Origin of the sequence: Bradyrhizobium sp. AUGA SZCCT0283 (assembly GCF_018130385.1) — a bacterium.
Classification (GTDB): Bacteria; Pseudomonadota; Alphaproteobacteria; order Rhizobiales; family Xanthobacteraceae; genus Bradyrhizobium.
Genome location: NZ_JAFCLU010000003.1, coordinates 193,732 through 215,936, shown reverse-complemented (window position 1 = coordinate 215,936; position 22,205 = coordinate 193,732). Strand labels below are relative to the sequence as shown.

The 22,205-nt window shown below is 64.0% G+C and carries 26 protein-coding genes; 14 read left to right on the top strand and 12 right to left on the bottom strand.

Going from position 1 to position 22,205, the window contains the following annotated elements; all coding sequences use genetic code 11:
• The first annotated feature begins 59 nt into the window (after positions 1 to 59).
• The 6 genes from JQ624_RS06530 (at position 60) to JQ624_RS06505 (ending at position 5,676) form a co-directional block, all read left to right on the top strand.
• Positions 60 to 1,001 carry a dioxygenase gene (locus JQ624_RS06530; protein ID WP_212418032.1) on the top strand — a complete coding sequence of 314 codons (942 nt, stop codon included), beginning with the start codon at positions 60 to 62 and terminating at the stop codon, positions 999 to 1,001.
• A gap of 89 nt (positions 1,002 to 1,090) precedes the next feature.
• Positions 1,091 to 2,335, top strand: a complete 1,245-nt coding sequence (locus tag JQ624_RS06525) for an amino acid ABC transporter substrate-binding protein (RefSeq protein WP_212418031.1) — start codon at positions 1,091 to 1,093, stop codon at positions 2,333 to 2,335.
• Between the two features lie 51 nt (positions 2,336 to 2,386).
• Entirely contained in the window at positions 2,387 to 3,253 is an 867-nt protein-coding gene (locus JQ624_RS06520; RefSeq protein ID WP_249129504.1) for a branched-chain amino acid ABC transporter permease, read from the top strand.
• The gene (locus tag JQ624_RS06515) at positions 3,250 to 4,215 is read left to right on the top strand and encodes a branched-chain amino acid ABC transporter permease (RefSeq protein ID WP_212418029.1); all 966 of its coding nucleotides are present in this window, start codon (positions 3,250 to 3,252) and stop codon (positions 4,213 to 4,215) included. Before JQ624_RS06520 ends, JQ624_RS06515 begins: the two co-directional genes overlap by 4 nt.
• Positions 4,212 to 4,949, top strand: a complete 738-nt coding sequence (locus tag JQ624_RS06510; RefSeq protein WP_212418028.1) for an ABC transporter ATP-binding protein — start codon at positions 4,212 to 4,214, stop codon at positions 4,947 to 4,949. The genes JQ624_RS06515 and JQ624_RS06510 overlap by 4 nt, the downstream gene beginning before the upstream one ends.
• On the top strand, positions 4,939 to 5,676 hold the full coding sequence (locus JQ624_RS06505; protein WP_212418027.1) for an ABC transporter ATP-binding protein: 738 nt from the start codon (positions 4,939 to 4,941) through the stop codon (positions 5,674 to 5,676). The genes JQ624_RS06510 and JQ624_RS06505 overlap by 11 nt, the downstream gene beginning before the upstream one ends.
• A gap of 24 nt (positions 5,677 to 5,700) precedes the next feature.
• Here the strand turns inward: JQ624_RS06505 and JQ624_RS06500 are convergent, their stop codons facing one another.
• The 7 genes from JQ624_RS06500 to JQ624_RS06470 all read right to left on the bottom strand — a co-directional run bounded on the left by JQ624_RS06500 (position 5,701) and on the right by JQ624_RS06470 (position 11,051).
• Complete coding sequence (locus tag JQ624_RS06500) at positions 5,701 to 5,922, bottom strand: hypothetical protein (RefSeq protein WP_212418026.1); 222 nt, start codon at positions 5,920 to 5,922, stop codon at positions 5,701 to 5,703.
• Between the two features lie 224 nt (positions 5,923 to 6,146).
• Positions 6,147 to 7,577 carry a homospermidine synthase gene (locus JQ624_RS06495; RefSeq protein ID WP_212418025.1) on the bottom strand — a complete coding sequence of 477 codons (1,431 nt, stop codon included), beginning with the start codon at positions 7,575 to 7,577 and terminating at the stop codon, positions 6,147 to 6,149.
• A gap of 40 nt (positions 7,578 to 7,617) precedes the next feature.
• Complete coding sequence (locus tag JQ624_RS06490) at positions 7,618 to 8,007, bottom strand: RidA family protein (protein ID WP_212418024.1); 390 nt, start codon at positions 8,005 to 8,007, stop codon at positions 7,618 to 7,620.
• Between the two features lie 93 nt (positions 8,008 to 8,100).
• Positions 8,101 to 8,271 (bottom strand): hypothetical protein, encoded by a 171-nt coding sequence (locus JQ624_RS06485; protein WP_212418023.1) that lies wholly within the window; start codon positions 8,269 to 8,271, stop codon positions 8,101 to 8,103.
• A 4-nt stretch (positions 8,272 to 8,275) separates the two neighbouring features.
• The gene (locus JQ624_RS06480; RefSeq protein WP_212418022.1) at positions 8,276 to 8,875 is read right to left on the bottom strand and encodes a GNAT family N-acetyltransferase; all 600 of its coding nucleotides are present in this window, start codon (positions 8,873 to 8,875) and stop codon (positions 8,276 to 8,278) included.
• Positions 8,876 to 8,995: 120 nt separating this feature from the next.
• Complete coding sequence (locus JQ624_RS06475; protein WP_212418021.1) at positions 8,996 to 10,138, bottom strand: type III PLP-dependent enzyme; 1,143 nt, start codon at positions 10,136 to 10,138, stop codon at positions 8,996 to 8,998.
• 652 nt (positions 10,139 to 10,790) lie between these two features.
• A complete protein-coding gene (locus JQ624_RS06470; RefSeq protein WP_212418020.1) occupies positions 10,791 to 11,051 on the bottom strand; it encodes a hypothetical protein in 261 nt (86 codons plus the stop codon).
• Between the two features lie 129 nt (positions 11,052 to 11,180).
• Here JQ624_RS06470 and JQ624_RS06465 point away from each other — a divergent pair, with 129 nt between their 5' ends.
• The 3 genes from JQ624_RS06465 to JQ624_RS06455 are packed head-to-tail and all read left to right on the top strand — an operon-like array spanning position 11,181 to position 15,002.
• Positions 11,181 to 13,271 (top strand): M3 family metallopeptidase, encoded by a 2,091-nt coding sequence (locus JQ624_RS06465; protein WP_212418019.1) that lies wholly within the window; start codon positions 11,181 to 11,183, stop codon positions 13,269 to 13,271.
• A gap of 13 nt (positions 13,272 to 13,284) precedes the next feature.
• A complete protein-coding gene (locus tag JQ624_RS06460) occupies positions 13,285 to 13,920 on the top strand; it encodes a DUF1007 family protein (protein ID WP_212418018.1) in 636 nt (211 codons plus the stop codon).
• On the top strand, positions 13,911 to 15,002 hold the full coding sequence (locus JQ624_RS06455; RefSeq protein ID WP_212418017.1) for a nickel/cobalt transporter: 1,092 nt from the start codon (positions 13,911 to 13,913) through the stop codon (positions 15,000 to 15,002). Before JQ624_RS06460 ends, JQ624_RS06455 begins: the two co-directional genes overlap by 10 nt.
• 76 nt (positions 15,003 to 15,078) lie before the next feature.
• Here JQ624_RS06455 and JQ624_RS39675 read toward each other — a convergent pair whose 3' ends face one another.
• Together JQ624_RS39675 and JQ624_RS06450 are read right to left on the bottom strand one after the other, a co-directional pair.
• Positions 15,079 to 15,534, bottom strand: coding sequence for a hypothetical protein (locus tag JQ624_RS39675; RefSeq protein WP_249129460.1), 456 nt, complete (start codon positions 15,532 to 15,534; stop codon positions 15,079 to 15,081).
• Between the two features lie 161 nt (positions 15,535 to 15,695).
• Entirely contained in the window at positions 15,696 to 16,025 is a 330-nt protein-coding gene (locus JQ624_RS06450; RefSeq protein ID WP_212418216.1) for a hypothetical protein, read from the bottom strand.
• On the opposite strand from JQ624_RS06450, the gene JQ624_RS06445 reads away from it, so the two are divergent.
• Complete coding sequence (locus JQ624_RS06445; RefSeq protein WP_212418016.1) at positions 16,019 to 16,453, top strand: thioesterase family protein; 435 nt, start codon at positions 16,019 to 16,021, stop codon at positions 16,451 to 16,453. The two genes, JQ624_RS06450 and JQ624_RS06445, sit on opposite strands and share 7 nt — an antisense overlap.
• 329 nt (positions 16,454 to 16,782) lie before the next feature.
• Here JQ624_RS06445 and JQ624_RS06440 read toward each other — a convergent pair whose 3' ends face one another.
• Positions 16,783 to 17,181: an MAPEG family protein gene (locus tag JQ624_RS06440; RefSeq protein WP_212418015.1), complete on the bottom strand. Its 399-nt coding sequence runs from the start codon at positions 17,179 to 17,181 to the stop codon at positions 16,783 to 16,785.
• A gap of 81 nt (positions 17,182 to 17,262) precedes the next feature.
• Here JQ624_RS06440 and hemH point away from each other — a divergent pair, with 81 nt between their 5' ends.
• The 3 genes from hemH to JQ624_RS06425 all read left to right on the top strand — a co-directional run bounded on the left by hemH (position 17,263) and on the right by JQ624_RS06425 (position 19,964).
• Positions 17,263 to 18,300: a ferrochelatase gene (gene hemH, locus JQ624_RS06435; protein WP_212418014.1), complete on the top strand. Its 1,038-nt coding sequence runs from the start codon at positions 17,263 to 17,265 to the stop codon at positions 18,298 to 18,300.
• Positions 18,301 to 18,474: 174 nt separating this feature from the next.
• Positions 18,475 to 19,473: an SPFH domain-containing protein gene (locus JQ624_RS06430; RefSeq protein WP_212418013.1), complete on the top strand. Its 999-nt coding sequence runs from the start codon at positions 18,475 to 18,477 to the stop codon at positions 19,471 to 19,473.
• Positions 19,474 to 19,517: 44 nt separating this feature from the next.
• On the top strand, positions 19,518 to 19,964 hold the full coding sequence (locus JQ624_RS06425; protein ID WP_212418012.1) for an NfeD family protein: 447 nt from the start codon (positions 19,518 to 19,520) through the stop codon (positions 19,962 to 19,964).
• Here JQ624_RS06425 and JQ624_RS06420 read toward each other — a convergent pair.
• Positions 19,961 to 20,302 (bottom strand): helix-turn-helix domain-containing protein, encoded by a 342-nt coding sequence (locus JQ624_RS06420; RefSeq protein WP_212418011.1) that lies wholly within the window; start codon positions 20,300 to 20,302, stop codon positions 19,961 to 19,963. The two genes, JQ624_RS06425 and JQ624_RS06420, sit on opposite strands and share 4 nt — an antisense overlap.
• 73 nt (positions 20,303 to 20,375) lie before the next feature.
• Between JQ624_RS06420 and JQ624_RS06415 the strand changes: the two genes are divergently transcribed.
• Positions 20,376 to 20,927, top strand: coding sequence for a carboxymuconolactone decarboxylase family protein (locus JQ624_RS06415; protein ID WP_212418010.1), 552 nt, complete (start codon positions 20,376 to 20,378; stop codon positions 20,925 to 20,927).
• A gap of 84 nt (positions 20,928 to 21,011) precedes the next feature.
• Here JQ624_RS06415 and JQ624_RS06410 read toward each other — a convergent pair whose 3' ends face one another.
• Complete coding sequence (locus tag JQ624_RS06410) at positions 21,012 to 22,025, bottom strand: SIS domain-containing protein (RefSeq protein WP_212418009.1); 1,014 nt, start codon at positions 22,023 to 22,025, stop codon at positions 21,012 to 21,014.
• Between the last annotated feature and the right edge of the window lie 180 nt (positions 22,026 to 22,205).

Sequence of the window (22,205 nt, the reverse complement as noted above, 5' to 3'; positions counted from 1 at the left end):
GGCTTGCTGCAATAATGGCCGGTGGCTCGAAAAACAGCCGGCAGCTCAGGGAGTGACGCATGCGTGAGTTAACGCCTGAAACGATCACGGACGCCGTGCTCGACCAGATGGCGACAACGCCGGACCCGCGCCTGAAGACGATCATGGCGTCGGCGGTCAAGCACCTCCATGCCTTCGCCCGCGAGGTCAATCTGACGCCGGCGGAATGGATCAAGGGCATCGAATTCATGACCGCTGCCGGCAAGATGTGTTCGCCGGAACGGCAGGAATTCATCCTGCTGTCCGACACGCTCGGCCTCTCGGCGCTCGTCAACGGCCTGCACGACGCCACCGCCCTCGAGGAAGCCACCCATACCAGCCTGCTCGGCCCATTTTACCGCGAGGCCACGCCGACGCTTGCCGCCGGCAGTTCGATCGCCAAGGATCCGAAGCCGGGCAGCGAGTGCGTGCTTTACGGCCGCGTCACCGATGCCACCGGCAAGCCGGTCGCCAACGCCACCGTCTCGATCTGGCAGACCGGCGCCGACGGCCTCTACGACATCCAGGTCAGCGCGAAATCGGTCGATTATCGCGGCGTGTTTGCAACCGATGCGGACGGCCTCTATGTGCTGCGCACCGTGAAACCGCTCGGATATTCGATTCCCATGGACGGGCCTGTCGGCGCCATGGTGAAAGCGCAGGCGCGGCATGGCATGCGGCCGGCGCATATTCACTTCCTGGTTGGCGCGCCAGGCTATCGCGAACTGGTCACCGCGCTCTATCTGCGCGACGATCCGCATCTGGCTGACGATGTCGTGTTCGGCTCGTCGGGCGATCTCGCCGTTGATGTGGTCGCGAACGATCCGGACTGCCCGATCAAGGGGATGCCGAGCATCCGCTTCGACATGCGGGTTGCGCGCGAAAGCGAGGCCGACAAGACCAGCGGGCGGGTCGGCGCCGATCCGTCGGCGATCATGAAACAATCGACTAAAAATGAACCGGCGCCGGTGGGCGCCAAATAATCCCGGTCTGACCTAACCATTCGCAGCGACCGGACGGAGATCCGGCGGAGCCAAATGACTGATAACAACGACAAAATGAGGGGGATTCAATGAAACGCAGGACATTTCTCGGCGGCGCGATGGCCGTCGCGGTGGTTGGGCAGGGCTCGCGCGCGCTGGCGCAGCAGCCGCCGATCAAGATCGGCATGTCGATGCCGCAAACCGGCGGTCTCGCCGGTGGCGGCAAGGCTTCGCTGCTCGGCATCGAAATCTGGCGCGACGACATCAACGCCAAGGGCGGCCTCCTCGGCCGTAAGGTCGAACTGGTCGTCTATGACGACAAGTCGAGCGCTTCCGAGACGCCGGCGATCTACGCCAAGCTGGTCGATGTCGACAAAGTCGATCTGCTGTTCGCGCCTTACGCGACCGTGCCGACCGCGCCGATCATGCCGTTCGTCAAGCAGCGCGGCCTGCTGCTGATGGGGAATTTCTCGTTCCAGGTGAACAGCAAGGTCGGCCACGACATGTGGTTCAACAATGCGCCCTGGGGGCCGGCCGACAGCTGGGCCGCCTCGTTCCTCGATCTGGCGCAGAAGGCCGGCGGCAAGAACATGGCGCTGCTGACGGCTGACCAGGAATTCGCGCAGAACCTCGCGCTGACCGCGCGCGACGTCGCCAAGCAGCGCAACATCCCGGTTGTGTTCGACCAGTCCTATCCGCCGAACACGGTGGAATTCGCCTCCATCATCCGCGCGCTCAAGGCCGCCAAGCCCGACATCGTCTATGTCGCGTCCTATCCGCCGGACTCAGCCGGCATCCTGCGCGCCGTGAACGAGATCGGGATCGGCGACGACGTCAAGATTTTCGGCGGCGGCATGGTCGGCCTGCAGTTCGCGGCCGTGATGTCCAATCTCGGTTCGCTACTCAATGGTGTCGTCAACTACAACACCTGGCTGCCGGAACCGAGCATGTATTTCGACGGCACCAAGGAGTTTTTCGAGAAGTACACCAAGCGCGCCATCGAGGCCAAGGTCGATCCGCTCGGCTATTATCTGGCGCCGTTCGGCTATGCGATGGGCCAGATGATCGAGGCGGCGGTCGGTGCGACCAAGTCGCTCGACCAGAAGGGCATCGCCAAATATCTGCGCGAGAACGAGCACAAGACCATCGTCGGGCCGATCGCGTTTTCGGCGGATGGCGAGCGCAAGGAAACCGCCACGCTACAGGCGCAATTCCGGGGCGTGAAGGACAAGGACATCGAACAGTTCCGGTCCTCCGGCAAGCAGGTGATCCTGTTCCCGGATAAACTGAAGACCGGAAATCTCATCGTTCCCTTTGAGGCGGCCCGAAAGTAGGCCTCGTGGCTTTTCCGGCCCGGAGCCAAGGGGGGACCTGACGTGTTTTCGATGGACCTGCTGCTTGGAGCAGTGGTGCTTGGGGTGCTGCTCGGCTGCTTCTATGCAGCCGTCAGCGTCGGGTTGTCCGTCTCGTTCGGACTGCTCGACGTTCCCCATGTCGCGCATCCGGCGTTCCTGGTGCTCGCCTCCTACGGCGTGTATCAGCTCAACGAAAGCTACGACATCGACCCGTTGCTGGCGGGGCTCGCGATCACGCCGCTGTTTTTCCTGTTCGGCCTGCTCGCCTACCGCGTCTATTACGAGACCTTCGAGCGGCGCGGCAGCGACGCCGGCGTCCGCGGCATCGCGTTTTTCTTCGGCATCGCCTTCATCATCGAGGTGCTGATCATCCTGCAATTTGGCGTCGACCAGCGTTCTGTCTCGGCGACCTATATCGGCAAGTCTTGGCGGTTCGGCGAGTTTCGGATACCGATCCGGCAGCTGGTTGCGTTCGCGGTGGCACTGGCGCTGACGGTGCTGCTGGCGGTGTATCTGTCGAAAACCTTCATGGGGCGCGCGATCCGAGCGGTTGCGCAGGACGAGGAGGCGCTGCGGCTGATGGGCGCCAATCCGGTCCGTATCAAGCAATTTGCCTTCGGCATCGCCACCGCCGTGCTCGGGATCGCCGGTGCGCTGCTGATCATCGTGGCGCCGGTCGAGCCGACACTCGACCGCGCCTATATCGGGCGGACCTTCTGCGTCGTGGTCATGGCCGGGCTCGGCAGCATCAGCGGCACGCTGATCGCGGCCATCATCCTCGGTGTCGCCGAATCGATCGTGCTGACGATGTTCGGCGCCTCCTGGGCGCCGGCGATCTCGTTCGCGATGCTGCTCGGCGTGCTTGCCGTCCGGCCGCAAGGTCTGCTCGGCCGATGAACAAGCATCGCCACAGCATCGCATTCTGGGCCGGCGTGGCCATCTTCCTCGTCGCCGTGCTGTCGATGACCCAGATCGTCCGCAACGAATATCCGTTCTTCGCCGGCTACGTCATCCTGCAATTCATCGCGCTCGCGGTCGCCTGGAGCATCCTCGGCGGCTATGCCGGTTACGTCAATTTCGGCACCAACGCCTTTTTCGGCGTCGGCGTCTACACGGCGGTAGGCTTGTTCAAGGCGACAGGCGCGCCGCTCGTGGTGCAGATCGCAGCCGCCGCTGTTATCGGCATGCTGCTCGGCTTTGCGGTCGGCCTCCTCACCTTGCGGATGCGGGGCATCTTCTTTTCGATCGCGACGATTGCGCTTGCGATCATCATCGAGACCTTCGTGATGAACTGGCGCTTCGTCGGCGGCGCAGCCGGCATCCAGTTGCAGCGACCGCCGGTGATGGCGCCGTTCGACAGTTACGTGAAGATGCTGTTCTTCGTGCAGGCGCTGCTGGCGGTCACCGCTGTTGCGATCGCGCGCTACATCCAGAATTCCCGGATCGGCCGCGGCCTGCAGGCGCTCAGGGACGACGAACTCGCCGCCGAATGCACGGGTGTGCCTACCCTGAAGCTGAAACTGGTCGCCTGCATGATCTCGGGCGCGCTGATTTCCGCGGCCGGGGCACCCGCCGCCATGTACCTGCAATATGCCGATCCCTCCTCGGCGTTCAATCTGAGCTACTCCGTCTCGGCCTTGGCGATGGCGCTGATCGGCGGAACCGCGCACTGGATCGGCCCCGTGCTCGGCGCCATCCTGCTCGGCTCGACGCAACAGCTTCTCGCCGTGACCATCTCCTCGGAAGTCAACGTGCTGGTGCTCGGCATCATGCTGGTGCTGTTCGTGGTCGGCGCGCCCAAGGGCATCATCGGGCTGCTGCGGCCGCGCTATCGCCTGCGCGCGGGGGGCAAGCCATGACGGTGACAGCCGCGCCTGACGCGCCCCTGCTGCAAGTCGGAACCCTGACCAAGACTTTCGGCGGCTTCACCGCGCTCGACAATATCAGCGTCGATATCCGTAAAGGCGAACGGTTCGGCCTGATCGGTCCGAACGGCTCCGGCAAGACCACGCTGATCAACTGCATTTCCGGCGCGCTACGTCCGCAGGTCGGCAGCGTGGTGTTCTGCGGCGAGGACATTACCCAACTGCCGCCGCATTTGCGGGCGCGCCGCGGCATCGCCCGCAGCTTCCAGATTCCGAGGCCGTTCAAGAGCATGACGGTGCTCGAAAATCTGATGGTCGGGCTCGACTTTGCCGCCGTCGGTTCCAGCCTGCCGGAGGAGGACGTCGCGATGTCGATCCTGACGCGGATGGGGCTCGCGTCGAAGGCCGGCGCGTCGACCGATACGCTGAGCCAGGTGGAATTGCGCAAGATGGAGCTCGCGCGTGCGCTGGCGGTGCGGCCGAAACTTTTGATTTCGGACGAGGCCATGGCGGGACTTTCCTCTTCCGAGGTCGACGAGGTGCTGGATCTTCTGATCAGCCTCGGCGAGGAGGACATCACCATCATCATGATCGAGCACATCATGCAGGCGGTGATGCGCTTTTCCGAACGGGTGATGTGCCTTGACGCCGGAAGAATCATCGCGATCGGCGCGCCGGCCGAGGTGATGGCCAACAAGCGGGTGCAGGAGGCCTATCTTGGCACTTAGCCTTGCCATCGAGGGCCTCGATGCCGGCTATGGCGCCGTCAAGGCGCTGCGCGGCGTGACGCTGCATGTCGAGGCCGGCGAGACCGTTGCCTTGCTCGGCACCAATGGCAACGGCAAGAGCACGCTGATGAAGTGCATCATGGGCCTGGTCCGCCCGGACCGCGGCCGTCTGACGCTGACGATCGACGGCGAGGCGCACGATCTGACCAAACTCTCGCCCGAGATGATCGTCGATCTCGGCGTCGCGCTGGTGCCGGAGGGACGGCGGCTGTTTCCCAAGCTGACGGTGACGGAAAACCTGATGCTCGGCGCTTTCCGGAAAGTGGCCCGCGGCGCCATCCGGCAAAATCTCGCGCTGGCGTTCGAGACCTTTCCGGCCCTGAAGGAGCGCCGCAACCAGCTCGCCGGCACCATGTCCGGCGGACAGCAGCAGATGCTGGCGATTGCGCGCGCGCTGATGTCCTCGCCGCGGCTGCTATTGATCGACGAGCCGTCGGTCGGGCTGTCGCCGCTGTTGGTGTCGCAGACCATCACCAAGATCGGCGAACTCAAGGAGCGCGTCGGCCTCACGGTCTTGATGGCCGAGCAGAATTTCAACCAGGCGATCCGCATCGCCGACCGCGGTTACATCATCGTGCACGGCGAGATCGCGGTGGCGGCGCAGTCGGTTGACGAATTGAAGGCCAACGACATCGTCAAGCGGCTCTATCTCGGCGGCGTCGCCTGAGGGAGGCGCGCCGCAGGCGTGCGCTTACTGCGCGCCCCTCAGCGTGCAGGCGGTCGAGCAGGTCGTGATCACGCCGCGCTCGCAGGCGATGCACACCGCGACGCACTGCTTCTTGTCCTTGGGATTGTACTGGCTGTAAAGCTTGCGAACACAATTGTCGACCGAGCCCGTGACGTCATTGTTGCTCTCAGGCGTGCACGCAGCCAGTGCTGCGGCCGACAGAACGATGGCAATAATGACGCGCATGTTAGTCGCTCCGACCGGGAGCCCTCGCTCAAAAGCTGCGGCGACGGCCTTGGGCCGCCGCAAAAATGACCCCTCAGGGTCGCGCGATTGAATTAATCGAGCGTTACGAGGGGGGCGGGTTCCCGTGCGTAGTTCTACGCCGGAATCGCGCCGCAGGCTGTGCACCGCAGCGGGAACCGTCGGGGGCCCCGCACCGCCTCTCTGACTGTGCGGTCAGCGCGCGGTTACCGCACCAGCACGTTGCGGAATTGCCAGGGATCGGTCGTGTCGATGTCTTCCGGAAACAGACCGGGCCGGTCCGCCAGCGGCGTCCAGTCGGTGTAAAAACCCTTCACCGGGCCGAGATAGGGCATCTGGATTTCGAGGCAGCGGCGGAAATCCATCTCGTCGGCCTCGACGATGCCGGCCTCGGGGTTTTCCAGCGCCCACACCATGCCGGCCAGCACGGCCGATGACACCTGCATGCCGGTCGCGTTCTGGTAGGGGCAGATGCGCCGCGTTTCCTCGATCGAGAGCTGCGAGCCGTACCAATAGGCGTTCTTGCCGTGCCCGTAGAGCAGCACGCCGAGCTCGTCGATGCCGTCCTCGATCTCGTTCTCGTCCAGAATATGCCACTTCTGCTGCATCTTGCCGGTTGCGCCAAAGATCTCGTGCAGCGACAGCACGGCGTCGTTGGCCGGGTGATAGGCGTAGTGGCAGGTCGGGCGATAGATCACCTTCGCCCCGTCGCGCACCGTGAAGTAGTCGGCGATCGAAATCGACTCGTTATGCGTGACGAGGAAGCCATATTGCGCGCCCGGCGTTGGGCACCAGGAGCGCACGCGGGTATTGGCTCCCGGCTGCAACAGGTAGATGGCGGCGCCACAGCCCTCGGTGTGCTGACGGCCGTTGTCGGGCATCCATTTCTCATGGGTGCCCCAGCCGAGTTCGGCCGGCTGCATGCCCTCGGAGACAAAACCTTCGACCGACCAGGTGTTGACGAAGACGTCCATCGGCTTCGGCTTCTTCGAACGCTGGGTGTCGCGCTCGGCGATGTGGATGCCCTTGACGCCGAGCTTCTGCGCGAGCTGGCCCCAGCCTTCGCGGCTCTTCGGCTCGTTGACCGCAACGCCCGTGTCGCGGGCGATGTCGAGCAGCGCCTGCTTGACGAACCACGACACCATGCCGGGATTGGCGCCGCAGGTGGAGACCGCGGTGGTTCCGCCCGGGCTCTTGTGCTTTGCCGCCAGCAGCGTCTCGCGCAGCGCGTAGTTCGAGCGCTTCTCGGGACCGATGCTCTTGTCGAAATAGAAGCCGAGCCACGGCTCGACGACGGTGTCGATGTAGAGCGCGCCGATCTCGCGGCACAACGTCATGATGTCGACGGACGAGGTATCCACCGACAGGTTGACGCAAAAGCCCTGGCCGCCGCCTGCGGTGAGCAGCGGCACCAGCACCTCACGGTAGTTCTCGCGGGTGATGCCCTGCTTGATGAAGCGCACGCCGTGCTGTTTTGCGAGCTCGCCGTCCTCATGCGGGTCGATGATGACGAAGCGCGACTTGTCGTAGTCAAAGTGGCGTTCGATCAGGGGCAGCGTGCCTTTGCCGATCGAGCCGAAGCCGATCATGACAATGGGGCCGGAAATTTTCGCATGGATTTGCGCGGACGGGCTCATAGATGGGACTCCGAAAGGAATAGTGTCTGTGAACGGGGGATCAGGCGGTGCGTCGCTTCGCGGTCACTTCGATTTCGATCTTCATCTCGGGCTTGTAGAGGCCGGCGACGACGAGGAGCGTGGCGGCCGGGCGGATCTCGCCGAGAACTTCGCCGCAGACCGCGAAATGGGCATCCGCATCTTTGGGGTCGGTGATGTAATAGGTCGCGCGGACGATATCGGCCATCGCGAAACCGCCTTCCTTCAGCGCAGATTCGATGGTCTTGAAGCAGTTCCGTGACTGGCTCGTGACATCAGCCGGCATCGTCATGGTGGCGTAGTCGTAGCCGGTGGTGCCGGCGACAAAGGCGAAGTCGCCGTCGATCACAGCGCGGCTGTAGCCGGCGGCCTTCTCGAACGGCGAGCCGGTGGAAATCAGGCGGCGGGGCATCGGAACCTCGATGGTGGAAGGAATGGGCATGATCCGGGGCGGGTTTGGCGCGGTTTAAGGGCTTTTCGCCTGTGCGCGCAACCCCTCGCGGGGCTACCGGGATGGCCGGACAACGTCGGAGGCCGGGGGCGCGGAGCCGCCCCAGCGGCGCACGAGGATGTCCCGCACGATCATGAACGAGATCATGATCAGGAGCACCGTGGTGATGACGCTGCGCAAGCGCGGGCGCGCGCTGGCGCCTGGCTCGGGAAGGCTCTCCGGCATGGCTTCACGCCACGCGCGGCACGAGCAGCGCCTTCCTGGCGCGGCTTGCCTTGGATTTAGGCAGCGGCGCGCCGGCCGGCGCGATCATGCCCCAGGCACCGTCAAGCGCGCCCTCGCGCAGCTCCAGGCCGAGCAGCCGGTCGCGCTCGAACGCGCCCGGCAGCGACAGCCCGCCGGTCTTGGTGGCCGAGAAGCCGAAGCGGGCGTAGTAGGGCGCGTCACCCAGCAGGATTACTGCGCGATGGCCACGCGCCTTCGCCGCCGCGAGCGCGTGGTCCATCAGCGCAGCCCCGACGCCGAGCTGGCGGGAGGATGCCTCCACCGCCAGCGGGCCGAGCATGAGCGCCGGGATGCCACCGGCGCTGACGTGCCACAACCGCACGGACCCGACGATCCGGCCCTGGCGCACGGCCGACAGGCTGAGGCCTTCGGCGGGCGCGCGTCCGTCGCGCAGGCGCTGGCAGGTGCGCGTATGGCGGTTGTCGCCAAAGCAGGCATCCAGCAGCGCCTCTCGCGCCGCGACGTCCGAGGCCCGCTCGCTGCGGATCGCGAACGGAGCGGCATCGGAGATGAGGGCAGCAGTGGTCTTCCGCAAAACAGTCATGGCACGTCAGTCCCCGCTCGCAACGGCTCTACGCCGCGCCAAGCGTTGTCGTTGAATTGGCATGTGCAGGGGAGGGAGCCGGCGCGCCGGCTCCCAATTAATCGAGCCTCAAACGAGGCGTCAGATGTGGTAGGTCCGCAGCGGCGGGATGCCGTTGAACGCCACCGACGAGTAGGTCGACGTATACGCCCCGGTGCCTTCGATCAGCAGCTTGTCGCCGATCTCGAGCGTCACCGGAAGCGGATACGGCATCTTCTCGTACAGCACGTCGGCGCTGTCGCAGGTCGGGCCTGCGAGCACGCACGGCGTCATTTCCGCGCCGTCATGCGGCGTGCGGATGGCGTAGCGGATCGACTCGTCCATCGTCTCGGCGAGACCGCCGAACTTGCCGATGTCGAGATACACCCAGCGCACCTCGTCCTCGTCGCTCTTCTTGGAGATCAGAACGACTTCGGTCTCGATGATGCCCGCATTTCCGACCATGCCGCGGCCCGGCTCGATGATGGTCTCCGGGATCTGGTTGCCGAAATGCTTGCGCAGCGCACGGAAGATCGACCGGCCGTATTGCACGACCGGAGGAACGTCCTTGAGGTACCTCGTGGGAAAGCCGCCGCCCATGTTGACCATGGACAGGCTGATCCCGCGCTCGGCGCAGTCCCGGAACACCGTCGAGGCCATCGCCAGCGCGCGGTCCCATGCCTTCACCTTGCGCTGCTGCGAGCCGACATGGAACGAGATGCCGACCGGCTCCAGGCCCAGGCGCTTGGCGAGGTCGAGCACCTCGACCGCCATCTCCGGATCGCAGCCGAACTTGCGCGACAGCGGCCATTCGGCGCCTGCGCAATCATAGAGAATGCGGCAGAACACCTTGGCGCCGGGGGCGGCCCGGGCGATCTTCTCGACTTCGGCGGCGCAGTCGACCGCGAACAGGCGAATGCCCAGCGCGAAGGCGCGCGCGATGTCGCGCTCCTTCTTGATCGTATTGCCATAGGAGATGCGGTCCGGGGTCGCACCGGCAGCCAGCGCCATTTCGATCTCGGCGACGGTGGCGGTGTCGAAGCACGAGCCCATCGAGGCCAAAAGCGACAGCACTTCGGGCGCAGGATTGGCCTTCACCGCGTAGAACACGCGGCTGTCCGGCAAGGCCTTCGCGAAGGTCTGGTAATTGTCGCGCACGACTTCGAGGTCGACCACGAGGCACGGCTCGGTGTCCTGGCCCTCGCTGCGGCGGTTACGCAGGAATTCCTGAATACGTTCGGTCATAGCACCCTCCAAACGGCCCAGCGACGGGACCCGTTCAAATTTTGATCTCGGACATGAGTGCTTCGGCGTTGTCGCACGATGGAGACGCGACGAGGCCTTGAACTCAGACCGAATTGTGCTGCCGTGGATTGGTTGGGAATTTCCCGCCCGCACACCTGGCAATGAAGGACAAGCCTTTTCAGTAGCCCGCGCCGGCGGTGGAGTGCCGGTAGAGACCAAAAAAGCCCGATCCGTCGTTGCTTTAAGTCGCGTCCCCCGTTGAGAGCGGGGTGCGCCGGTTCGCCTCCGGCTGCCAGTCACGGTTGCAAAGGATGCAGAGACCTTCAACGGCATCTCTTGAGAGAGATGCTGGCCACTCGAACAGGAGCGACCCTCGGTTCTTCATCCCTTGGCGGCTGTCCGGCCTCTTGTCCGGATACCTACCGACTGACACACGACCACAGGCACGTGCGAAATTGGGCAAGGCTGGAAATAAGTGTTTTGAGTCTGCTTCGCAACAATTTTTTTAGGCTGGGGACAAATTTCCCGCGCGAGTGCTTTCAAATTCGTTCTCAGCGCGCGCCGCTGACAACAAACATGAACGGACGTTAAGACTTCTGCAGAAGCGTGAGCGCTTCAGCGCCTGTGCCGCAGCGCCTTTCTTGAACGCGCGTCAGGCGCGCTTGAAGAACGGCTCGATGCGTTGCGCGGTGCGGATGAACGCCACCATGATCAGCACGCCGATCCCGAACAGCACCGCCTGGAGGATGTGCGCGGCGGTGTCGTCGAGGCCGAACAGGATCGCGAGCGCCCAGCCGCCGGCAAACGCCGCGCCGAACACTTCTGCGCCGATCAGGATCGCCGCCGAGATCACGGTGATGACGCTCGGCCAGACGATCGCGCGGGAGGAGGTGGAAGCGGGCTGTGGGCTCATGGAAAAGGTCCTGTTCAAGGGGCGCAATCTCTCCGAAAAGGCCCCATCTATCAAGCGCAAAAGGCGCAAAAATGCCGCATCGCGTGATATAGATTGCCGCATATTTTCAAGGAAAAGACGGGAATTGTGATGTCAGAAACCCAGCACGCGGCAGCCGCTCCGGAAGCTGGCGCAAATCCGCTGCTCAAGCCGTGGCAGACGCCGTTCGAGACGCCGCCTTTCGCCGAGATCGAACCGGAGCACTTCCTGCCCGCGTTCGAGCGGGCCTTTGCCGACCATGCCGCCGAGATCGCGGCGATCACCCATGATCCCACCCTGCCGGACTTCGCCAACACCATCACGGCGCTGGAGCGCTCCGGCAAGCTGCTCTCCAAGGTCGCAGCCGTGTTCTACGACCTGGTATCGGCGCACTCCAATCCGGCGATTCTGGAGATCGACAAGGAAGTCTCCTTGCGGATGGCGCGGCACTGGAACCCGATCATGATGAACGCGGTGCTGTTCGGCCGCATCGCGATGCTGCACGAGAAGCGCGCCACGCTCGGCCTGACCGGCGAACAGATGCGGCTGCTGGAGCGCACCTACACCAACTTCTATCGCGCCGGCGCCGGCCTCGACGAGACAGCCAAGAAGCGGCGGGCCGAGATCAACGAGCGGCTGGCCCAGCTCGGCACCTCGTTCAGCCACCATTTGCTCGGCGACGAGCAGGACTGGTTCATGGAGCTCGGCGAGGACGACCGCGCCGGCCTTCCCGAGGCCTTCGTCGCCGCGGCCAGGGCGACTGCGGAAGAGCGGGGCATGGAAGGCAAGGCGATCGTGACGCTGTCGCGCTCCTCGGTGGAGCCGTTCCTGAAGAGCTCTTCCCGCCGCGACCTGCGCGAGAAGGTCTTCAAGGCCTTCACCGCGCGCGGCGACAATGGCAACGCCAACGACAACAACGCCACCATTATCGAGATCCTCGCGCTCCGCGAGGAGGCCGCCAAGATCATGGGCTTTCCGACCTATGCCGCCTACCGGCTGGAGGATTCCATGGCCAAGACGCCGGAGGCGGTGCGCAGCCTCTTGGAGCGGGTCTGGAAGCCGGCTCGCGCCCGGGCGCTCGCCGACCGCGACGCCCTGCAGGCGCTGATCGCGGAGGAGGGCGGTAATTTCACACTCGCGCCGTGGGACTGGCGCTACTACGCAGAGATCCTGCGCCAGCGCCGCGCCAATTTCGACGACGCCGCGATCAAGCCCTATCTCGTCCTCGACCACATGATCGAGGCCGCCTTCGACTGCGCCACCCGCCTGTTCGGGATCACCTTCTCGGAGCGGAAGGACATCCCGGTCTGGCATCCGGACGTCCGGGTCTGGGAGGTCAAGGATGCCGACGGCAAGCACAAGGCGCTGTTCTACGGCGATTACTTCGCCAGGCCCTCGAAGCGCTCGGGCGCCTGGATGACCTCGCTGCGCGACCAGCAGAAGCTCGACGGCGAGATCGCCCCGCTGATCATCAACGTCTGCAACTTCGCCAGGGGTGCCAATGGCGAGCCGTCGCTGCTGTCGCCGGACGATGCGCGGACGCTATTCCACGAGTTCGGCCATGGCCTGCACGGCATGCTGTCCAACGTGACCTATCCCTCGCTGTCCGGCACGTCGGTTTTCACCGACTTCGTCGAACTGCCGTCGCAGCTCTACGAGCACTGGCAGGAGCAGCCGCAGGTGCTGCGGCAGTTCGCAAAACACTACCAGACCGGCGAGCCGCTGCCGGACGACCTGCTGGCCCGCTTCCTCGCCGCCCGCAAGTTCAACCAGGGCTTTGCCACCGTGGAGTTCGTGTCCTCGGCGCTGATCGACCTGGAATTCCACACCCAGCCGGCCGCGGCCAGCCGCGACGTCGGCGCGTTCGAGAAGGCGGAGCTGGAAAAGATCGGCATGCCCGCGGAAATCGCGCTGCGGCACCGGCCCACGCAATTTGGCCATATCTTCTCCGGCGATCACTATGCGTCCGGCTATTACAGCTATATGTGGTCGGAAGTGATGGACGCCGACGCGTTCGGCGCCTTCGAGGAGGCCGGCGACATCTTCGATCCCTTAACCGCCAGGCGCCTGCATGACGATATCTATTCGTCGGGCGGCTCCCGCGACCCCGAAGACGCCTATGTCGCGTTCCGCGGCCGCGAGCCGGAAGCGGACGCGCTGTTGCGGCGGCGCGGCCTGCTCGAAACCCCGGAGGCGGCTTGAGGTGACATCAATCATGCACCGGTTACTTGGTTTGCTCCTCCTCGCGGCCGGCATCGCGCTCGGCGCGGCCGCGGCGGAGGCGCATCCGCACGTCTGGATCACCGCAAGGAGCGAGGTGGTCTATGCGCCCGATGGCTCGATCACGGGGGTGCGCCACGCCTGGACCTTTGACGAAATGTTCACGACCTACGCGCTGCAGGGTCTCGCGAGCAAGACCAAGGGGGTCTACACCCGCGAAGAACTGGCGCCGCTGGCGCAGACCAATGTCGAATCGCTGAAGGAGTTCAACTTCTTCACCTTCGCCAAGGCCGACGGCAAGAAGGAGAAGTTTGTCGAGCCGGTCGATTACTTCCTCGAATACAAGGACAGCGAGCTGACGCTGCATTTCACGCTGCCGGTCAAGACGCCGTTCAAGGCCAAGCAGACGGCGCTTGAAGTCTTCGATCCCTCCTACTTCATCGACTTCAAGTTCGACGACAAGGATCCGATCAAGCTCAACGGCGCGCCCGCCGCCTGCCAGATGCAGTTCCAGCGGCCGAATGACGGCACCGCCAACGCCCAACGCCTCAACGAGCAGAATTTCATGAACGGCGACAATTCCAATTACGGCGCGATGTACGCCAACAAGATCATGGTTGATTGCCCGTGAGGTTAATCCCCGCAGGTCTCGCGCGAGGCATCGCGATCACGGCCGCGGCGTTCGCGGCCGTGATCGTTTTCGACGCCACCTTGCATGCGTTGATGGCGCAGAATCCGTTCGGCGGTCCGCGACCTCCTGCCGAGCCGCAGGTCGGTGGCATCATCGGATGGATCCTCGCCAAGCAATCCGAATTCTATCGGGAGATGTCGTCCACCATACGCGCGGCGAAATCGGACGGCAGCGCGGTCTGGACGCTGCTTTCGATTTCCTTTGCCTACGGCATCTTTCACGCCGCCGGTCCCGGCCACGGCAAGGCGGTGATCTCGTCCTATCTCGTCGCCAACGAGGAAACCGCGCGGCGCGGCATCGTGCTCTCGTTCGCCTCGGCGCTGTTGCAGGCGCTGGTGGCGGTGGCGCTGGTTGCGGTACTCGCCTGGCTGCTCTCCTCCACCGCCAAGACGATGTGCTCGGCGGAGAAGGCGATCGAGATCGTCAGCTATGGCCTGATCGCCGCCTTCGGCGCCCGGCTGGTCTGGACCAAGGGCGGCGGTTTTATGCGCGCGCTGCAGGCGAAGCCGGAGCCGGCGATGGCCGTCGCGCACCATCATCATGATCACGGCCACGGTCATGACCACGGTCATCACCACCATGATCACGATCATGGACATGATCATGCTCACGGCCATGACCATGTTCATGACGAGCATTGCGGCCATTCCCACGGACCGACGCCGGATCAACTCGCCGGCCCCGGCGGCTGGCAACGCGGCCTGGGCACCATCTTTGCCGTCGGCATGCGGCCCTGTTCGGGCGCGATCCTGGTGCTTGTGTTTTCGCTGGCGCAAGGCCTGTTCCTGGCCGGCATCGCCGCGACCTTCGTGATGGGGCTCGGCACCGCCATCACGGTCGCGACCATTGCCGTCGTTGCCGTGTCGGCGAAGGGTCTCGCCCGCCGGCTCAGCGCCGGCCGCGAAGGCAGCGGCACGCTGATCATGCGCGGCATCGAATTCGGCGCCGCGGGCCTCGTGCTGCTGTTCGGCCTCGGCCTGTTGTTCGGCTATCTCGCCGCCGAACGCGCGACGTGTCTTTGACCGCCCGCCACCAACCAAGTAGGTCCAGCAACTGTTTGCGAGGCCACTACCGAGGGGCACTTATCGCAAATGCGCATCAGTACGGGTACCGATACTGTTGGGGGCAGACCCAGTTGCCGTAGGTGTCGTAGGTGCAGTTGTTATTGTAGTTGCCGTAATAGCCATAGGCTCCCGCCGCGGCGGCACCAACAGCGGCGGCACCGTAGCCCAGCCCTGGTCGATAATATCCCCCTCCGGGATAACCGGCGATGGGGCGGCCCGGCCTTCCGGCTATGGGATAGCCCGGTCGACCCGGACGGCCCGCTATGGGATGCGCCGGTCGAACGCCTCCGCGATAACCGCGTCCGCCGTGAATGCGCCCGGCATGTATCGCGCCGCCCCGAACGTGAGCGGCTCGCATTCCGCCGTGGAAGCCTCCGCCACCTCCGCGGAAGCCTCCGCCGCCACCGCGCCGGGCCAAGGCGTCGTCCGGAACCAGGCTTGCGCCTACGATAACCAACGCTGCCAATGCAGCCAGTGAACAACGAAGCATGGCACTTCCTCCTGTTGATTGGGGCGCCATGAATCGGGTTCGTCGGGTCATGCCGCGCGAAGCGCGATTGGCACCCCCATGTCAGCCTTGGTGCGCGCTGGATTGATCACTTGACTTAAATCAAGGGTTTCCACCGATTGACGCGGAGCGCCGTCCATCTATCAGGTCTGCCTCCGCACGATCTCAAATCCCTTTTCCTGCAATTCCAGCAGTATGTTCTGCGCCAAGTGCACGCACTCTTCGGGCGTGATCCAATGCGGACTTCTCCAATCCGGGTCGTCTTCCTTTGGGTAACTGGTGAATGCTGAGCGAATGGCGGCTTCGATTACGTCTATGGGGACGGGGCGCTTCGCAGCGCCGACCTCCTCTTCAAGGGTGAGGTCAAAGTCGCGCTCTAATCCGGCCGACGCTCCGGCTTTATGAAACGGATCCGGTGGGATATGCAGGCTACATTTGAACACGCCAAAGCGCCGCCGGGGGAATAATGTCACGCGAGCAATTCTGGTTCTTTCACCCGTTCCGGGTGCGCTATTCCGAGATCGACGGCCAGGGCGTCGTCTTCAACGCGCACTACCTGACCTATTTCGACACCACCATCACCGAATATTTCCGCGCGCTCGGCTACGACCAGTATGCCGACGCCAAGCAGACAGGCGAGGATTTTCACGTCGTCAAATCGGTCATTGAATACAAGGCGCCGGTCCGGTTCGACTGGGAATTGGACGTCGGTGCGCGCGTGGCGCGGATCGGCAATTCGAGCCTCACCTTCGAACTCGCGATCTTCCTGAAGGACGGCAATGAGGCGCTCGTGACCGGTGAAATCGTCTGGGTCAATACCAACCAGCAAACCCATCGCCCGGTCCCGATATCGAAGGCGATCCGGGAGCGGATCGCTGCACGGGAGAAGCATCTGGCCTGATGCGATGTAGATGTAGGGTGGGCAAAGGCGCGTTGGCGACGTGCCCACCACCAAGTATTCCGCGCGTGAGGGTCGGCACGCTGTCGCTTTGCCTACCCCACGGACTGCGGACTGATTTGCTTCGCGCGCAAGCGCGATCTCGAGGCACGACTGCGAGCAAAGCTCGGGCGCTATCCGCGCCGCGAGAAGGTAGGACCACGTCGGAAAACGCCGTCATTGCGAGGAGCGCTTGCGACGAAGCAATCCATGCATCCGTTATCCCGCACGATGGATTGCTTCGCTTCGCTCGCAATGACGTGGAGGGAGCGTGCGCGACGGCAATGCCTGCCTCATGCCGGCAAGTACCCCCTGATCGCCGGCAGAAAGAAAATCGCGATGTTGATCGCGAAGCCAATGCTCCAGAGGATCGAGCGCAGCGTCGGGCGGTTGCCGAGATAGGTGAAGACATAGGCGACCCGCACGATCAGGAAGAGAACCGCGAGCTCGTCGACCAGGTGCTGCGGTCCCAGGCGGAATTCCGCCAGCAGGACGGCGACCGCAAAGAACGGAAACGCCTCGATGCCGTTCTGGTGGGCGCCGAGCGCGCGGGCACGGATCGCGTCCTCGTAGAAGGCGGGATCGCGCGGTCTGGCATTGTCGAAATGGCGATGCCCGGCCCATTTGACCGAGGCGATCGTCAGCAGATAGAGCATCAGCGTTCCGAAAACGCACCATTCGGCGATCGTCATGGTTCCTCCCGCCCGCGGCAATCGTACCGAACCGATGGTTATCTTGACAAGGATGGTGCAACGCGCGAAGCCATCGAAATCATGACCGCGGCAGCCCCCCTTGGACATCCAAAGCCGGCATCGGCACCCCAGCCGCAACGCGTCGGCGTGCTGCTGGTCAATCTCGGCACCCCCGATACATCAGACGCCCGGGGCGTGCGGGTTTACCTGAAGGAGTTTCTGTCCGATCCGCGCGTGATCGAGGATCAGGGCCTGCTCTGGAAGCTGATCCTCAACGGCATCATCCTTCGCGTCCGTCCCGGCCGTAAGGCGCGCGACTACCAGAAGATCTGGAACACCGAGAGAGACGAATCCCCGCTCAAGACGATCACGCGCTCGCAGGCCGAAAAGCTTGGCGAGGCGATCGCCGATCACGACCACGTCGTGGTCGATTGGGCGATGCGTTACGGCAACCCGTCGATCCGCTCGCGCATCGACGCCCTGACCGCGCAGGGCTGCGATCGTATTCTGGTCGTGCCTCTCTATCCCCAATATTCCGCCGCGACGTCAGCAACCGTCTGCGACGAGGTGTTTCGCGCACTCGCCGACATGCGCGCGCAGCCGACGCTGCGGGTGAGCCCGCCTTACTACGACGATCCTGACTATATCGAGGCGCTCGCGGTCTCGATCAATGCGCATCTCGCGACACTGCCGTTTCAGCCTGAACTGATCGTGGCGTCGTTTCACGGCATGCCGCAGAAATATGTCGACAAGGGCGATCCCTACCAGGCGCAGTGCATCGCGACAACGGACGCGCTTCGCAAACGCATGGGGCTTGATGCCTCCAAACTGATCCTTACATTTCAGTCGCGCTTCGGCTTCGACGAGTGGCTGCAGCCCTATACGGACAAGACCATCGAAAAACTGGCGAAAGATGGTGTGAAACGCATTGCCGTCGTGACCCCCGGCTTCTCCGCCGATTGCCTGGAGACGCTGGAAGAGATCGCGCAGGAAAACGCCGAGATTTTCAAACACAATGGCGGCGAGCAATTTTCAGCGATTCCCTGCCTCAACGACAGCGATCCCGGCATGGACGTCATTCGCCAGCTTGTGCTCCGCGAGCTGCAAGGCTGGATTTAACCACCCTGCAGAACAAGGCGGCTATTCGGATCGAATTCATCTGGTGGTCGCCAAACAATTCCCCAGCTATATAATCATAACTTGAGAACAGCCGGCTGAACCGGTGCCGCGGCGTTGCTGACAAAATGAGAGACCGCGCCCGGCAGCGCACCTTGCCGGCTTTGGAGGGATTTTATGAGTGGCTTCGACATTTTCGCGATCGCATTTGTTCTGCTTGTCATTGTCACGTTGTTCGCGGGCGTCAAAACGGTGCCGCAGGGTTATGACTGGACCATCGAGCGGTTCGGCAAATACACCCGCACGCTGTCGCCGGGGCTCAACATCATCGTTCCCTATTTCGACCGCGTCGGTCGCAAGATGAACATGATGGAGCAGGTGATCAGCATTCCCGAGCAGGAGGTGATCACCAAGGACAACGCCACCGTGACGGTGGACGGCGTCGCCTTTTATCAGGTGTTCGATGCCGCCAAGGCGAGTTACGAAGTATCCAATCTCGATCAGGCGATCATCGTGCTGACCATGACGAATATCCGCTCGGTGATGGGCGCGATGGATCTCGACCAGGTGCTGTCGCATCGCGACGAGATCAACGAGCGGCTGTTGCGCGTGGTCGACGCCGCGGTGTCGCCGTGGGGACTGAAGGTCAACCGCATCGAAATCAAGGACATCGTGCCGCCGGCCGACCTGGTCGAGGCGATGGGCCGGCAGATGAAGGCCGAGCGCGTCAAGCGCGCCGACATCCTGCAGGCCGAGGGCCAGCGCCAGTCGGAAATCCTGCGCGCGGAAGGCGCCAAGCAGGGACAGATTTTGCAGGCCGAAGGCCGCAAGGAAGCCGCGTTCCGCGACGCCGAAGCGCGCGAACGCTCCGCCGAAGCCGAGGCCAAGGCGACGCAGATGGTCTCCGAGGCCATCGCCAAGGGCGATGTCGCCGCGCTGAACTATTTTATCGCCGACAAATACATCAAGGCGTTCGGGCAACTGGCGGATTCGCCGAACCAGAAGATCGTCATGCTGCCGATCGAAGCGATGAGCATTCTGGGATCGCTCGCCGGCATCGGCGAGATCGCCAAGGCGACCTTCGGCGAAGCTGCGACATCAACCGCCGCCGCACGGCGAACGTCGTCGGTGCCGAACACCGGCCCGACCCCGCCGCCGGTGACGCCGCAGCGGTGAGTATCGATCGCGACGTTCATTCTCGTTGATTAGAGGTTCGTGTCATGGCCGAGATGTTTTCTACCCTGGGCACCTGGAACTGGCTGATCTTCGGCTTCATCCTGATGGCGCTGGAGCTCTTGGCGCCGGGTGTCTTCATGTTCTGGCTCGGGCTCGCGGCGCTGCTGGTTGGGCTGTTGTCGTTTGCGATCAATCCGTCCTGGCAGGCGCAGCTCCTGATGTTTGCGGTGTTCGCGGTCGCCGCCGTGCCGGCGTGGCGGTACTTTGCGCGCAGCGAGGGCAGCCGCAGCCGGAGCAACCCGTTTCTCAACAAAAGGACCGAGGCGCTGATCGGCCGCGAATTCACCCTGGAAAGGCCGATCGTCGACGGGACCGGCACGGTGCGGATCGACGACACGATCTGGCGCGTCGCCGGCCCCGACGCGCCGGCCGGCAGCCGCGTCAGGGTCGTGCAGGCCGATGGCGCGAGCCTGACGGTGGCGGCGGCTTAGCTGGTTATTCGCTTGCTCCACCGCTCGGCGAAGTGGTGTAGCGGCAGGAAGCTCTCCATCAATTCTCTGCCGAGCGCCGTGAGGCGATAGCCATCGCCGGCCAGGAGTTCGACGAGGCCGGCCTCGCGCAGCTCCGACAGCCGGGCCTGCATCACCGTCGGCGAGGCGTCGTCGCAGGCGGTGCGCAGCGCGCGCGAGGTCAACGGGCCGTCGCGGAGCTCCCAGACGACCCGCAAGGTCCAGCGGCGGCCGAGCAGATCGAGCAGCGCCATGACCGGCCGGCCGGTTCTGGAGCCGCGCACGGCAGTTTTCTTGGCAACGGCGACCGGTTTCGGCATCGAAAGCCCTCTTGCATGCCGCTACAGATAATGTAGCGTATTGCTACGGTATTTGTAGCACAGGAGCCCGCCGATGTCACAGACCGCACCGCGCATCGCGCCGCTGCAGCCGCCTTACGCACCCGAGATTGCCGCGCAGTTCGACCGCATCATGCGCGGCGCGCCGCCGCTGGTGCTGTTTCGCGTCATGGCGGGCAACGCCCGCGCCTGGGAAAAATTCCGCGCCGGCAGCCTTCTGGATCGCGGGCCGCTCTCCTTGCGGGAACGCGAGATCGTCATCGACCGTACCTGCGCGCGAACGGGGTGCGAGTACGAATGGGGCGTGCATGTCATGACGTTTGCCGACGCCGCGCATCTGACGGAAGAACAGGTCCGCGCCTCCGTGCGCGGTGCCGCCACAGACGGGTGCTGGTCGCCGGCCGAGCAGGCGCTGATCGCCGCCGTCGACGCGCTGCACGATCGCGCGACGCTCAGCGAAGCCGAATTCGCGGCGCTGTCGGCGCATTTCGACGAAGCGCAGATTCTTGAGATCATCCTGCTGTGCGGATTCTATCGCACCGTGTCGTATCTCGCGAATGGACTGGCGCTGCCGCTGGAGGAGAAGGCGGCACGGTTTCCGCGTTGAGCGGCTGTGTCGTTCCGGGGCGCGAAGCGAACCCGGAACCTCGAGATTCCGGGTTCGATGCTGCGCATCGCCCCGGAATGACGCCTACGCCACGCCCGCGCGCAGGAAATCGTGCAGATGCACGATGCCGACCGGCTTGCCGGCATCGGTGACGATCAGCGTCGTGATCTTCGAGGAATTGAGGATCTCCAGCGCCTCGCCGGCCAGCACGTCGCGGTCGATCGTCTTCGGATTTTTCGTCATCACCTCGTCGACGGTAGCCGTCATCAGACCGGGCCCCATATGGCGGCGCAAATCGCCGTCGGTGACGATGCCGGCGAGGTGTCCTCTGCTATCGACGATGCCGACGCAGCCAAAGCCCTTCGACGTCATTTCGACGAGCGCCTCGGACATCTTGGTACCGAGCGGCTTCAGCGGCACGGCGTCGCCGGAATGCATGAGGTCGCGGGTGTATTTCAGCAGCGCGCCGAGCTTGCCGCCCGGATGCAGCACGCTGAAATCGACCGATGTAAATCCGCGGCCTTCCAGCAGCGCAATCGCCAGCGCATCGCCGAGCGCCAGCATCATCAGCGAGGAGGTGGTAGGCGCAAGATTGTGCGGGCAGGCCTCGCGCGCCTTGGGTAGCGTCAGCGCGATGTCGGCCGCCTTGCTGAGCGAGGATTCCCGCTCCGCCGTCATCGCGATCACGGCAATCCGGAATCGCGCGGCGTAGCTGATGAGGTTCTTCATCTCCGGCTGCTCGCCGGACCAGGACAGCGCCAGGATGACGTCCTCGGCCGTGATCATGCCGAGATCGCCATGGCTGGCTTCGGCGGCATGAACGAAGAAGGCGGGCGTGCCGGTGGAGGCAAAGGTCGCGGCGATCTTGCGGCCGATATGGCCTGACTTGCCGAGCCCGGTGACGATCAGCCGTCCCTTGGCGTTTCTGATGAGGTCGGCGGCGGCGACAAAGGGGGCGCGGAGATCGGATTGCAACGCTGCCGTAATCGCGGCGATCCCGCCGCCCTCGGCGTCGAGCGTGCGCAGGGCCGACTCGACGGCGGCATCAGCGGTATCGGTGCCGGATGATTTTGCCATCAGCGGGTTCGGATTAGCCATGTCTGTTTCCAGGGAAGAGGGGCGTTGCCCCCGGGCCCTTCCTTAGCATGGCCCGTCCCGCGATGCGACGCGCACGGCGGCGCTCTCAACGGCTCATTAACCATAATTGTTTTAACTCCATTAACGACGTGATCCTGCGGGCGCTTGGGGCGCAACAATCAAGTATCTGTTTTTGTTGGA

Coding starts and splice junctions, on each gene's coding strand:
- JQ624_RS06430 (WP_212418013.1), top strand. CDS start 18,475: ATGAGTGGCTTCGACATTTTCGCGATCGCATTTGTTCTGCTTGTCATT.
- JQ624_RS06525 (WP_212418031.1), top strand. CDS start 1,091: ATGAAACGCAGGACATTTCTCGGCGGCGCGATGGCCGTCGCGGTGGTT.
- JQ624_RS06515 (WP_212418029.1), top strand. CDS start 3,250: ATGAACAAGCATCGCCACAGCATCGCATTCTGGGCCGGCGTGGCCATC.
- JQ624_RS06420 (WP_212418011.1), bottom strand. CDS start 20,302: ATGCCGAAACCGGTCGCCGTTGCCAAGAAAACTGCCGTGCGCGGCTCC.
- JQ624_RS06490 (WP_212418024.1), bottom strand. CDS start 8,007: ATGCCCCGCCGCCTGATTTCCACCGGCTCGCCGTTCGAGAAGGCCGCC.
- JQ624_RS06480 (WP_212418022.1), bottom strand. CDS start 8,875: ATGACTGTTTTGCGGAAGACCACTGCTGCCCTCATCTCCGATGCCGCT.
- hemH (WP_212418014.1), top strand. CDS start 17,263: ATGACCGCGGCAGCCCCCCTTGGACATCCAAAGCCGGCATCGGCACCC.
- JQ624_RS06485 (WP_212418023.1), bottom strand. CDS start 8,271: ATGCCGGAGAGCCTTCCCGAGCCAGGCGCCAGCGCGCGCCCGCGCTTG.
- JQ624_RS06520 (WP_249129504.1), top strand. CDS start 2,387: ATGGACCTGCTGCTTGGAGCAGTGGTGCTTGGGGTGCTGCTCGGCTGC.
- JQ624_RS06465 (WP_212418019.1), top strand. CDS start 11,181: ATGTCAGAAACCCAGCACGCGGCAGCCGCTCCGGAAGCTGGCGCAAAT.
- JQ624_RS06445 (WP_212418016.1), top strand. CDS start 16,019: ATGTCACGCGAGCAATTCTGGTTCTTTCACCCGTTCCGGGTGCGCTAT.
- JQ624_RS06470 (WP_212418020.1), bottom strand. CDS start 11,051: ATGAGCCCACAGCCCGCTTCCACCTCCTCCCGCGCGATCGTCTGGCCG.
- JQ624_RS06410 (WP_212418009.1), bottom strand. CDS start 22,025: ATGGCTAATCCGAACCCGCTGATGGCAAAATCATCCGGCACCGATACC.
- JQ624_RS06475 (WP_212418021.1), bottom strand. CDS start 10,138: ATGACCGAACGTATTCAGGAATTCCTGCGTAACCGCCGCAGCGAGGGC.
- JQ624_RS06510 (WP_212418028.1), top strand. CDS start 4,212: ATGACGGTGACAGCCGCGCCTGACGCGCCCCTGCTGCAAGTCGGAACC.
- JQ624_RS39675 (WP_249129460.1), bottom strand. CDS start 15,534: ATGCTTCGTTGTTCACTGGCTGCATTGGCAGCGTTGGTTATCGTAGGC.
- JQ624_RS06440 (WP_212418015.1), bottom strand. CDS start 17,181: ATGACGATCGCCGAATGGTGCGTTTTCGGAACGCTGATGCTCTATCTG.
- JQ624_RS06460 (WP_212418018.1), top strand. CDS start 13,285: ATGCACCGGTTACTTGGTTTGCTCCTCCTCGCGGCCGGCATCGCGCTC.
- JQ624_RS06530 (WP_212418032.1), top strand. CDS start 60: ATGCGTGAGTTAACGCCTGAAACGATCACGGACGCCGTGCTCGACCAG.
- JQ624_RS06500 (WP_212418026.1), bottom strand. CDS start 5,922: ATGCGCGTCATTATTGCCATCGTTCTGTCGGCCGCAGCACTGGCTGCG.
- JQ624_RS06415 (WP_212418010.1), top strand. CDS start 20,376: ATGTCACAGACCGCACCGCGCATCGCGCCGCTGCAGCCGCCTTACGCA.
- JQ624_RS06495 (WP_212418025.1), bottom strand. CDS start 7,577: ATGAGCCCGTCCGCGCAAATCCATGCGAAAATTTCCGGCCCCATTGTC.
- JQ624_RS06425 (WP_212418012.1), top strand. CDS start 19,518: ATGGCCGAGATGTTTTCTACCCTGGGCACCTGGAACTGGCTGATCTTC.